11 protein-coding genes and 1 tRNA gene are annotated in these 11,932 nt (G+C 27.9%); 3 read left to right on the top strand and 9 right to left on the bottom strand.

Going from position 1 to position 11,932, the window contains the following annotated elements; all coding sequences use genetic code 11:
• Positions 1-78 precede the first annotated feature (78 nt).
• Positions 79-858: a nickel pincer cofactor biosynthesis protein LarB gene (gene larB, locus NL43_RS06825; RefSeq protein WP_069593305.1), complete on the top strand. Its 780-nt coding sequence runs from the start codon at positions 79-81 to the stop codon at positions 856-858.
• 103 nt (positions 859-961) lie between these two features.
• Positions 962-1,104 (top strand) — tRNA-Trp (locus NL43_RS06820).
• Positions 1,105-1,203: 99 nt separating this feature from the next.
• Here the strand turns inward: NL43_RS06820 and NL43_RS06815 are convergent.
• The 7 genes from NL43_RS06815 to purE form a co-directional block, all read right to left on the bottom strand.
• Positions 1,204-1,620, bottom strand: coding sequence for a hypothetical protein (locus NL43_RS06815; RefSeq protein ID WP_069593304.1), 417 nt, complete (start codon positions 1,618-1,620; stop codon positions 1,204-1,206).
• Positions 1,613-2,968, bottom strand: coding sequence for an AIR synthase-related protein (locus tag NL43_RS06810; RefSeq protein ID WP_069593303.1), 1,356 nt, complete (start codon positions 2,966-2,968; stop codon positions 1,613-1,615). Before NL43_RS06810 ends, NL43_RS06815 begins: the two co-directional genes overlap by 8 nt.
• A 136-nt stretch (positions 2,969-3,104) precedes the next feature.
• Positions 3,105-3,737: an imidazole glycerol phosphate synthase subunit HisH gene (gene hisH, locus NL43_RS06805; RefSeq protein ID WP_241776235.1), complete on the bottom strand. Its 633-nt coding sequence runs from the start codon at positions 3,735-3,737 to the stop codon at positions 3,105-3,107.
• A gap of 81 nt (positions 3,738-3,818) precedes the next feature.
• Positions 3,819-4,844, bottom strand: coding sequence for a sugar phosphate nucleotidyltransferase (locus NL43_RS06800; protein WP_069593302.1), 1,026 nt, complete (start codon positions 4,842-4,844; stop codon positions 3,819-3,821).
• Between the two features lie 501 nt (positions 4,845-5,345).
• Entirely contained in the window at positions 5,346-5,648 is a 303-nt protein-coding gene (locus tag NL43_RS06795) for a hypothetical protein (RefSeq protein WP_069593301.1), read from the bottom strand.
• Between the two features lie 44 nt (positions 5,649-5,692).
• Positions 5,693-6,964 (bottom strand): UbiD family decarboxylase, encoded by a 1,272-nt coding sequence (locus NL43_RS06790; protein ID WP_069593328.1) that lies wholly within the window; start codon positions 6,962-6,964, stop codon positions 5,693-5,695.
• Positions 6,965-6,994: 30 nt separating this feature from the next.
• Entirely contained in the window at positions 6,995-7,999 is a 1,005-nt protein-coding gene (purE, locus tag NL43_RS06785) for a 5-(carboxyamino)imidazole ribonucleotide mutase (protein WP_069593300.1), read from the bottom strand.
• Between the two features lie 305 nt (positions 8,000-8,304).
• Here purE and NL43_RS06780 point away from each other — a divergent pair, with 305 nt between their 5' ends.
• The gene (locus NL43_RS06780) at positions 8,305-10,131 is read left to right on the top strand and encodes a glycosyltransferase (protein WP_084790452.1); all 1,827 of its coding nucleotides are present in this window, start codon (positions 8,305-8,307) and stop codon (positions 10,129-10,131) included.
• A gap of 305 nt (positions 10,132-10,436) precedes the next feature.
• Here the strand turns inward: NL43_RS06780 and mmp11 are convergent, their stop codons facing one another.
• Both mmp11 and ribH read right to left on the bottom strand, forming a co-directional pair.
• Positions 10,437-11,384: a methanogenesis marker protein 11 gene (mmp11, locus tag NL43_RS06775; RefSeq protein ID WP_069593299.1), complete on the bottom strand. Its 948-nt coding sequence runs from the start codon at positions 11,382-11,384 to the stop codon at positions 10,437-10,439.
• A gap of 75 nt (positions 11,385-11,459) precedes the next feature.
• Positions 11,460-11,864, bottom strand: coding sequence for a 6,7-dimethyl-8-ribityllumazine synthase (gene ribH, locus NL43_RS06770; protein ID WP_069593298.1), 405 nt, complete (start codon positions 11,862-11,864; stop codon positions 11,460-11,462).
• Positions 11,865-11,932 lie beyond the last annotated feature (68 nt).

Raw genomic sequence — 11,932 nt, 5'->3', positions numbered from 1 at the left:
TTTGTTTAAATAACTATTTCATGTCCTAAAAATTTAAATTAAACTTATGATAAGTTATATAATATATAAGTGATTATTATGCGTGGTATATTAAATAAGTTAATTGAGGGAAAAATATCTATTGCTGATGCTGAAAAGGAACTGAAAATTACTCAAATTCAGGAAATGGGGGATAATGTTAAGTTTGATAATATGAGAGAAGAACGGGTTGGTGTTCCAGAAGCAGTTTATTCTCAGGGAAAAACGGATGATGATTTAATTAACATAATCAATAATGTTAACTTTATGAAGCAGTTAATGATAACTAGACTTCCCGAAGAACGTTTTAATAAAATAAAACATCAATTAAATAAAGAGATTCTAGAAAAAAGTGTATATTATAAACAAGCATCTATATTAACTATTAATAAAACAGAACCAACTCATTTTTCAGGTAAAGTTGGACTTATAACAGCAGGAACAGCAGATGTACCAGTAGCAGAAGAAGCAAGAATCACAGTAAACCAAGCAGGATATGATGTAATAACAACATATGATGTAGGTGTTGCAGGAATACATAGATTAATTGATAAAATAACATATTTAATCAATGAAAAAGTAGATATAATTATAGCAGTAGCAGGAATGGAAGGAGCATTACCCTCAGTACTAGGGGGACTTGTAGATGTACCAATAATAGCAGTACCAACATCAACAGGATATGGGGTAGGAGAAAAAGGATTCACTGCTTTATTTTCAATGTTACAATCCTGTGCTCCAGGTATAGCTACAATGAATATTGATAATGGTTATGGGGCAGGAGTCTATGCTATTACTATTCTAAAACAAATAGAAAAACGATTAAATGATGGTTATTAGTTTCAAATCAAATAATCTAAAAGTTTATATATTACTTTTTAAATATATAATGAATAGTCCTAACTATTTCAAGAAAAGTCTTAGCACTATAAGATGCACCTATGGGGTTATAGTGTAACCAGGCATCATCTGGGACTCCAGTTGTCTTTGAAGAACGCGCGCATGCTGAGGCATACCGATGATGATCAATTGGAGTGCTGAGACAAGAGAAATCCTAGGATCTGGGTTCAAATCCCAGTGACCCCATTTACTTTTAAACTAATTTTATATAATTTTAACAAAAATAAATCTAAATTTTATATTTAAATAACAATTAAAAAAATTTAAAAAAAAGAATTTGAATATTTATTTCCTATAATATTTTAATTCAAAAACATGTTTATTCACTATTTTTCGACTAGAAAATACTTCTTTGTAACTACCTTGACGGGTATCAAGTAATAAAATTTCATTATTAGTTATATCACTAAATGTATAATTATATTTATTATTTGATGAAATAATTTCATTAATTTTATTTAATGTTTTATTGCATGATACATTTTCATTTAATTCATAAGTAAGTGTTTCTAATAAATAATTATTATTGTAAGGAGTATTTTCTAATAAAATCATAGTATTCAAAGGTTCTTCAAAGTCATTCACCGTATCATATACTTCAATATTATCTTCAAGAACTGATAAACTAAGAAACAATATTAAACTTAAAATAATCATTCCTAGTAAAATATCATATATCAGTAATTGTCCTCTTTCATTCATATCTATTTCTTATCCAGTTTACAAGATTATCTTTTTTATCAATAGCTTCTTGTGTAGCTTTATCAATTATTTTCTTATCTTCCTCAAAGTTTGATTTATGAATAGACTCTATAACTTTTTTTATAGGAGTATATGCTGCTTCTCTAAATTTAGGTATAATTTGTTCTATGTTTCCATCTGTATCTTCAATATATGTTTTTCCACTATTGGTAATATGTCCTATGATATCTGCTTTAACACCATTGTTTTTTAATAAGATAATTATTTCATTAACTGATTCTTTTGATACAATAAGCATAAGGGAATCTATTGAAACACCCAAAGGATCAATATCCAGTTCATTTAACATAGAATATACATTTGGATTAATTAATTTTATAATATTTTCAAGATATAGGTGTATTCCTAATCCTGTTGTCTTATTAATTTCATTTGCATCTCCAGTTATTCCACCATTCGTTATATCTGTCATTGCATGGATAACTTCCTGATTTTCATAATTATTTAATAATTGTGATGCTTTTATAAATTGAACATTTAATGTTTCTTGTATTACATTAGGATAGTTGTTATAAATGGATGTTGTTGTTATTGTACCTCCACCTGATCCTTCAGTCATGATAATTATATCATTCTCTTTAGCTTCACTTCTTGCTTTAGGCATCCTAGTTGAAGAACCTACAGCACCTACCGCTCCAACAAGCCTATCTCCAAGTACCATGTCTCCACCAACACGTAAAGTACTTCCTGATACTAATGGAACTCCTGTTAATTCACTTACTGCACAAATTCCAGCTGTATAATCTAGTAACTTTCCAATATCTCCATCATCTGCAAGATGTATATCACTAATTAATGCTACTGGGTTTGCTCCCATTACACATACATCACGTAATGTTGCTCTTGCTGTATGAAATCCTGCTAAAAAAGGATAATTACTTAATCTAGAATGTATTCCATCAATGGCCGTTGTTATATAATAAGTGTCATCAACTTTAACAACTCCTCCATCATCTTGTGCTGTTGGATTTACAATGGATTCAGTTTGAGTGTTTTTTATAATTTCTGCTATTTTGCTATGAACATAGAAATCACCTTGTCCTCTTGAACCTACTCCAAATTCACCCATACCTATGTTAGTTTCTGGAAACTTAAGAATATCTCCTAGATTTTCTTGGTTTAATTTTTCTGTTATTAATACTTCATCATACACAGTTTTGCTGAGTAATTCTGCTTGTTCAAGAGGTATATCTTTGTAGTATTGTATTATGGAGGAAAGTTTTTCTATTATTTCATTTTTATTTTTTTTATTTTTGTAGTTCTTTTTTACAAATTCTTCTATGTCCATTTTCATCACAAAGTATTACTTTTAAATAAATTAGTATGACATATTACATACTAAGTAATTGTTATTATATAAGTTTATTCATGGTTTTATATTTAAAATAAGAAAAAAAATAATGGTGTGGATGTGGAGTGTATTTTTATTCTATTTCATCAACAAATTTTCTTAGTATGTTAAGTCCTGCTTCTCCACTTTTTTCAGGATGGAATTGTAGTGCATGAATATTGTCTTTTCCTATGGCTATTGGAATTTTAGCACCATATTCAGTGTAAGCTGTGATAATATCTTTATCTGCAGGGTTAATGTAATATGAATGTACAAAATACATGTATTTCTGATTCATGTCTGTTAAGAGTGTTGTATTATTCTTTGATGTTTTATTAACAGTTATTTTATTCCAGCCCATATGTGGTATTTTGTATTTGGGTGGAAGTTGTAATTTTTCCACACTTCCTTCAAAAATATTTAATCCTTCAATACCTGGACTTTCCTGACTATTTGAAAATAACATATGTAGTCCAAGACAAATTCCTAGTAATGGTTTTTTTTCTTGTATATGATTATTTATAATTTCTTTATAGTCTATTAAATTTTTCATTCCTGCTCCAAAAGATCCTACTCCTGGAACAATTAGTGCATCAGAGTTTTCTATTTCATATTTATCAGAAGATATATTTACTTTAACACCTATTTTTTTAAATCCATTATATATACTTCGAATGTTTCCGCTACCATAGTCTATAATAGTTATTTTTTTAATAAAAATGCACACTCCATGATTATTTTTTTTTTATAAGAATAAGTTAATTTAAAGAAAAAAGAGTTATGATAAGAATCTATTTTTTCATAGATTCTATCTTTCACCAGATGGTGTTTGTGAATCATAAAAGTCTTTTATTCGTATAGTATCATTAAGATCTGGTGTGGATACTTCATGTAATACTGTGTTTTCTGTTGCAACAATTGTGTGTGGTGTATTTGGTTCTATTCTCACAGTATCTTTAGCTTTGAAATATTCTTTTTTATCTTCAAATTCTATATATCCTCTTCCACTTACAATATACATTGTTTCGTCTTTATTTGGATGATAATGGAAACTGGTTTGATATTCTTCTTTTATGAATAGTTCTTTGGTAAGATATTTTTCAGTGTATATTAATATTTTCTCATAACCCCAAGGTTTATCTTCTCTGTTTTCATATTCTTTTTGAACTTGTTGTAATTCTTTACTTGTATCTACTGCCATCCAAAATAAACCATTTTCTTTATAATAACCTAGTTTTTTATCTTTTGCTAATTCAGGGAATATTGTTTTTTCAATATCTCCTGTTTGATAGGATTCAAAGTCTAATTTACCTTTTGAGAAGTAAATTCCTCCATTTATGTAATAGTCAAGTAATGGTTTTTCTTTAAATGATACTATTTTATCACCACTTAATTCAACGATACCATAGGGTGATGTCATTTGGGTTACAAAAATTGTAAAATCAAATGGGGATTTTTCTCCTTGTTCTATCATTTTTTTAATACTTAAATCTGCAACAACATCTCCATTTCTTATTACACATTGTGTGTCATCGTCCATGTGTTCCATTCCAAGTCGTATTGCATTTAATGTTCCGAGTGGTTGTTCTTCTTTAACATATTCCACAGCTACTCCCATGTAGTTATCCCCGTATCGTTCTTCGATTTTTTCTCCAAGGAATCCTGTTAATAATATTACTTTTTTAATGCCTGCACTTTTAAAGTCAAATATTTGTTTGTCTAGTATTGTGTAATCTTCTTTTAGTTCTACTAATGGTTTTGGTATGGTTTCAGTTACTGGTCTTAACCTTTTACCGAAGCCACCACATAGTATCATTCCCACTGTGTCTTTCATGTGAATCACTCTGTTTTTTTTAATATCTTTTTTATTATTTAAAATAAAATTATTTTTTATTACTTAAATCTATTTTTTTTATAATAAATAAATATTATTACAATAGTTCTTTTTATTTGAATAATATTCTTTGTTGTAAATTTAATTAATGCTTAAAAAAAAATGTATTGGTGATTATATAATTTTTAAATATTATTTTTTCTATCTATTAGAAAATTTATAAAAATAGGTGATTTCATTAATAAATTAGTTTTGACTTTTATTCTTTTTTAGTTTATTTTTTCTCTTTTTTTTATTTATCACTTATTTAAATTTATCTAATTCGTATAAACTTTAATAAAATTCAGGTATTTTTATATAAACCCTTTAAATAGTACTTATTTTAAATCTAATTATTATATCATGTGATGACATATTTAAAATAATACTATTTTTTAAATTATAGTATTATTTATTTCCTTTTAAAGTCTTATTTTTATTATTTTATATTTTAAATAAAATTTAATCATATTTTATTACAAGTTGTGACCATTCAGGGTGTTCTGCTAAAAATATTGTGATAGTATGGGGAAATCCATAGTTTATAATATTAAACATATATTCATCATAACTTTTAGCAGGAGTAATATCACTAACATAAAAATTATCAAGAATTTTCTTATTTTCTTCATTAAAAAAAGGTATAATTGGTATACATTCTTGGGGATGGGTTAATTGATATTTAACTAGTTCTGATTCAATGGTTTTAAAATATGTAATATTAAAAAGTACTCCTTGGAATGATTGTTTACTTGAGCTTACCAAATAATATCACCTATGTATTTTTTTAAAAGATTATTTGAAGAGTTTTATTCTTCAAGAGTTTTACTTACTCTTTCATAATCTTCAAGGTTGTGGAATGATTTTGTAGCATCTACTCCTACTTTTGTTGTTGTGCCATCAATTTGTGCTACAGGATCTAGAGATGAACCTCTAGCTTTAGGTATGATAATGATATCATCGTCACCTTTTACTCGAGTAGCAATTGCATATTCAACATCAACTGGATCAAATATATTTATATCTTCATCTACTATAACACAATGTTTAAGGGAAGGATGTGCAGATAAAGCAGCCATAAGTACATTTTTAGCATCCCCCTCTGTCTGTTTTTTAATAGATACTACTGCATGTAGCCAACAACATCCACCTTCAGTAAGAACTACATTTTGTACAGTAGGAAGAGTGTTTTTCACACTATTAAATATACGGGGTTCTTGTGGAAGTCCTTGTAGGAGTTTATGTTCATTTCCTGCAGGTAAAATTGCATGATAATAGGGGTTATTTTTATAATGCATTCTTGAAAGTTTAATAACGGGTTCTTCTCTTATTTTATCATAAGTATCAGTTAAATCAACAAATGGACCTTCTGTTTTACGTTCATTAGGTAAAATTTTACCTTCAAGTAATATTTCACATTCTGGAGCTTCAATATCTACGTTTTCACATTTAACTAATGTTAATTCGCCCTTTTTAAATGTATTTGCAACTTCTAATTCGTTAGCACTAATAGGAATACTTGTTGTACTTGCAAGTAATGTTGAAGGATTTAATCCAATGGCTATTGCAATTTCTAATGGCTTATTTAATTCTTCTGCTTTTTTATAGTATGTGTATAATTGTCTAGGAACAATTCTTATACCTAATTCATCATTAGAATTAACTAACATTCTATGAATTGATGCATTAGTTTGACCACTTTCAGGATCTTTAGCAATGACCACTCCTGCAGTAATATATTTTCCTTTATCTTTAGGGTAATGTTTTAATATAGGAAGTTTAGATAAATTAGCCTTTTCATTATTAGAGTAAACTTCATCAAAATTTTTTATATTTTTAATTTCAGTAGGATTTTCTGTAGCATTAATAATATTTTCAGTTATTTTATCAACACTAGTTTCAATTGATTTAGCAATCTTGTCTCTTGTATTACAAATTCCTGATATGATGTTCATATCAGAATCTTTTATATTAGTAAATACAAGGGTGTCATGTGGATGTTTTTTTAGAATAGATGTTATTTCATATTCTGTGGATACTTCTTGGGTAATTTCAATTATATTATCATTTATTTCATCAATAAGTCTAGACATTAGTAACTCTCCTTTTTTTTATTCATAATAGATGTTTCTATGTAATGTTTTCATATATTCTTTCAAAGATTCTCTTATTTTTTCATCATAGATTGATAAAATTCTAGCTACATATATAGCAGCATTTTCTCCAGCATCAATACCCATTGTTGCAGTAGGGACACCTGGTGGCATTTCAACCATTGTGAGTAATGAATCAATACCAAGTAGACTAGTACTACATGGAACTCCTATAACTGGTTTTGTTGTATGAGATACAACTGCTCCTGATAATACAGTTGAAAGACTAGAAACTACAATATATAAGTCAACAAAATCATCCACATCGGCTATGTATTTTTCAAGTTTATCAGGTGTTCTTGTTGCGGATATTACTTTGTATTGGCTTTTTATATTAAGAGTATCTAATGTTTGTGTTATTTTATGAACAGTTTCTATATTGGAATAGTTTCCTGAAATAAGTAGAACTCTTGTGTCTTTGGAGATTTCAAGTTTTTTATCAATTGTTTTAACTTCTTGTTTGATGGGTGTGGTTCTTGAATAGTATTTTCCAGCAATTTTTTCTATTACTTCTTTTTCATCATTGTCCATTTTCTGATTATATGATTCTCGTTTATTGATTAATGATTGTTTAATAATTTCATTGTTACATGCAATGATTTGACATGCAAGCCATGCTGCATTTTCTCCTCTGTCAATACCTACAGTAGCAACAGGAGTTCCTAGTTGCATTTCTGTTGAAGAGAGTAAAGCATCAAGTCCACCTAGTTTACCCTCACAAGGTACTGCAATCACAGGTTTTGTTGTGTATGCTGCCATTACTCCTGGAAGATGAGCTGCAAGTCCTGCAATTCCAATGAATACTTCTATATTCTCATCACAGTTAGTCATAATATTTTTTACACGGGCATGTGTTCTATGAGCAGAAGCTACTCTAATGTCATATGGTACTTCCATTTCTTCAAGTACTTTCACGGCTTTTTCTGCAATCTTATAGTCAGATCCACTTCCTAATATTATCATTACTTTTGCTTGAGTAATTTATAAGCCCCCATTTTAATTTAAGAAATTTCTTTATTTTTTTTATGTAGTGAAAAAATTAAGTTATATTATAATATATTATATTCTAGTTTATTGATTAATTTTTTTATAATATAATTCTAGTAATTGTCTTATAAAATTTTACTTGATTCTCTAATTTTTCAAGAAGTAACTACTTCTTTCCTATTCTATTTTTAACTAAATATTTTATATCATGATTCATATACTTTATTAATAATAAACAACTTTTCGAATAATAATATATAAAAATTTCAGGAGATACAATATTGCAAGTAATACCTTCATTAATCATGGTTATACTATCTGTACTATTAGTGGGATTTTCCACAAAATCTTCTAAAATAAATAGTACAGTATCAGTAGTAATTCCTGCTTTTAATGAAGAAAAATCAATAAAACATGTTATTGACACAGTAAAAAAAGTACATGATATTACTGAAATTATAGTGGTTGATGATGGATCTACTGATAAAACACATGAAATAGTATCTAAATTAGATGGAGTAATATTATTAAAACATAATTCTAATAAGGGAAAAGGTTCTGCTATAAAAACAGGACTTAAAAAAGTTACAAATGATGTTGTTTTATTTTTAGATGCAGATTTAATACAATTAAATAAAATTCAAGTGGAATCTATAATAAAACCAATACTCGATGGTGAAGCAGATATAACTAAGACTAAATTTAAACGAGAAGCAGGAAGAGTAACAGAACTCACAGCTAAACCATTATTACAGTTTTTCTTTCCAGAATTAAGTTTTGAACAACCATTAAGTGGACAATTCGCAGCTATAAAAAGTTTTTTAGATACTATTGATTTGGAAAAGGATTATGGTGTGGATATAGGTATAGTTCTTGATGCAGATGCACAGGGTATGAGAATACGAGAAGTAGATATTGGGAATGTTGTTCATGAAATGTCAACACTTCAAGAACTAAATATAATGGCTAATGAAGTTGTAAGAACTATAGTTGACAGAGCAATACATTATGGAAGATTAACCATGATGGATGAGTTAGGTAGTTCTATAAGAATGGAAATAATGGGATTATCTCTTATAACATTTGGAATATTTGGGTTATTTTTTATTCAATTTATCACACCAATAGTATCTGTTTTAATAATAGTTGTAGGATTATTAATTTCAATTCTATATCTTATTAGAATAGTGAAGATGTCCTTAAAGATGTATAAACAGAATAAAGTACCTCAAAAACAGTTATTTAATTCATTTATGCATATGCATTTTCCAGTAATAGTGTCAATCGTAATTCTATTATTAATTATGGTATCATTAGTAGGTTCTGTATCTATCTCTTCTAATCAAATATCTATTGAACCTGCAAGTAAAAACTTAGTTATAAGTACATCATCTAATCCAAGTACTGGAGTAGCAGTAAGAGGACCATATACTGTTGAAAATGCATTAGAAAATGAGGAACATCTTATTAGATTGTCCACATCGGCATTAGATACACTGCAAACACAATATGGGGATTATATATACATTGGAGGAGAACAATATCAACTAGAACAATCCTTAGATGGTGAAAATGATTTAATACGAATGCCAGAAGCTGCAAGAACACAATTGGAATTATCTCCAGGCACAATTATAAGGGATAGTAATCTTAAAGCAACTTTTAAGGATTCTTACATGATAAAAAATATAAAACCAAATTATGATGTATTAATGGATGAAGCAGAAAAAAATAATACTACTGTTGCAATTGATGTTAATAATACTAATATTAGTGTAGGAACAAGTATAGTATCTCAAACACATTCTGAAAAAATATTATCAGTATATATTAATGATACATTAACTGGAAAAACATCTGCAGCACTATTGGATGATACATATAATGTATATGTAAATAATATTCATTATAAAAGTATATTATTAAATGAATCATCATCAGGATTAATATATAATGGGACATATAATACATCTACTATTAAAGTAGTTTTAGAAGATAGTGAAAGTAACTCAACAAGTATTTTTGCTAATGATAATTCCTTAGTAAAATTCCTTAATATTAATATAAATAATCCAAATCATACAGGAGCTAATAGTTCCACGAGTTAATTGGGTTATAATATTTCATCCTCTTTTTTTATAAACTTATTTTACATATAATGATAATATTATAGTTTTTCTTGAAAAATTTAATCCATATAAATCATAATTTGTAATAAGGATTAACCACACAACAAAGTAAAAAATAGATAAAAATAAATTAGCCCTATCAAAAAAATAACTTAAAATAAACTGTTATAAAATTTTAGGGATAAATTATATTCAAAAAAATAGTTTTAAAAAGTAAAATTAAATTTAGAACAATTTTTTTTAGAAAAAAATTATTCTATTTTTAAAATGTATGATAATTATATTTATTCCTCAGAATATACTTTTGCATATTCTTCTGGCTGATTATATAATCCAAGTGCTGCTAAAGCACCAATAAGTCCTGCTTTTCCAGTAACATATTCTACTCTAATATTATTTTCAGTAGCTATTTTTTCAGCTTCCTCAAAGTATTTCATTGATTTTTTAGCTTCAAGACCATATTTTTGCACGGCTTCAGGAACTTCTAATTTATCATATACTACAAATGCAGTGTTTTGTGATAATGTTTTTTCTTTTAATTTAGTTTTAATACTGCTAATTAAATCTTCTTTGTCTTCTTCTTTAATAGCAAATACTAGTATTATAGAAACACAATTCTTTGTTTTATTAGGATTATTTGGGTATAATTGACAAGTTATATGTTCTAGATATCTGTATCCCTTTTCTTTTTGGATTTCATTTGCAACATTATTAGCAAGAGTCCAGGTAGCTCCTTCTGTAGGAATATCAGTATCATCTAAACCAATAATTACTTTTCTAAGTTTAGGAGTTACTACTGCAGCTTTTCCTACTTTGGATCCACCTCCTTTTTCGAATATTTCAACTCTTTTCACACCAGATGCTTTTCCACGGCAAAATGCTGCTCCAACACCTGCTCCTGCAAGTCCTGCATGAATTATTTTTACTTCTTCATCGTCGATTGTAGCTTCTTCAATACCTGCTGCCTGGAAACTTGGTTTTAAATTTAATTCTGTTTTACCTTTTTTAACATAATATGTATGTTTATTTCCATCACGTTTAGCATCTAATATAAGGGGACTTGTTTGTTTATACTGAGTTATCATCCAATCTGATCCAATTGGACATGGATGATATTCTATTAACTCAATTTCTTTTTCATCATTATCTGTTATAGTTAGAATTTCATGATATGGTGTTATCCATGCATCATCATATTTTTCTTTTAGTTCTTCAGGTGTTAAAATTTCCATATTGTCATAGTTCCTTTTTCTTTAATGAGTAATTATGTATTAAAAAAGAATGTTAGAAGGGGAGGTGGGTTACAGTTATTGTAACCTTTTTACAAGTTTGACTGCTGCTTCAACTGCACGTTTTCCATATTCTACTCTTTTATGTGCTTCAAGTCTTGTCATTCCTGGTCCTGAAATACCTAAGGTTACAGGTTTATTGTAGTCTAAGGATAAATCTATTATTTTACGTGCTGCATGTTGTACTACAATTTCATCATGTTCTGTGTCACCTTCAATTACAGCGCCTAATGTGATAACTGCATCAACATTTCCATCTTCAAGTAATTTTTTTATTGCAAGAGGCATGTCATATACTCCAGGTACTGGCATTACTTCTGTGATTTCTGCATCTAAGAATTTTGCATGTTCTTTTGCTAATTCTAACATCATACTTGTTATGTCAAAATTAAATTCTGCTACAACTGCTCCTATTTTTATCATGTTATCTCTCCATTTTTTTATTATTTTTGGTTGTTTTTTCTAGTTTATACTAAATATAATACGAAAGC

Origin of the sequence: Methanosphaera sp. WGK6 (genome assembly GCF_001729965.1) — an archaeon.
GTDB lineage: Archaea > Methanobacteriota > Methanobacteria > Methanobacteriales > Methanobacteriaceae > Methanosphaera.
Note: the sequence above shows the minus strand (reverse complement) of the source record. Positions and strands in the feature narration are given on the sequence as shown.

What these genes read in the sequence shown, in the direction of transcription:
- larB (WP_069593305.1), top strand. Translation starts at nt 79, where the DNA reads ATGCGTGGTATATTAAATAAGTTAATTGAGGGAAAAATATCTATTGCT.
- NL43_RS06815 (WP_069593304.1), bottom strand. Translation starts at nt 1,620, where the DNA reads ATGAATGAAAGAGGACAATTACTGATATATGATATTTTACTAGGAATG.
- NL43_RS06810 (WP_069593303.1), bottom strand. Translation starts at nt 2,968, where the DNA reads ATGGACATAGAAGAATTTGTAAAAAAGAACTACAAAAATAAAAAAAAT.
- NL43_RS06800 (WP_069593302.1), bottom strand. Translation starts at nt 4,844, where the DNA reads ATGAAAGACACAGTGGGAATGATACTATGTGGTGGCTTCGGTAAAAGG.
- purE (WP_069593300.1), bottom strand. Translation starts at nt 7,999, where the DNA reads ATGATAATATTAGGAAGTGGATCTGACTATAAGATTGCAGAAAAAGCC.
- mmp11 (WP_069593299.1), bottom strand. Translation starts at nt 11,384, where the DNA reads ATGGAAATTTTAACACCTGAAGAACTAAAAGAAAAATATGATGATGCA.
- ribH (WP_069593298.1), bottom strand. Translation starts at nt 11,864, where the DNA reads ATGATAAAAATAGGAGCAGTTGTAGCAGAATTTAATTTTGACATAACA.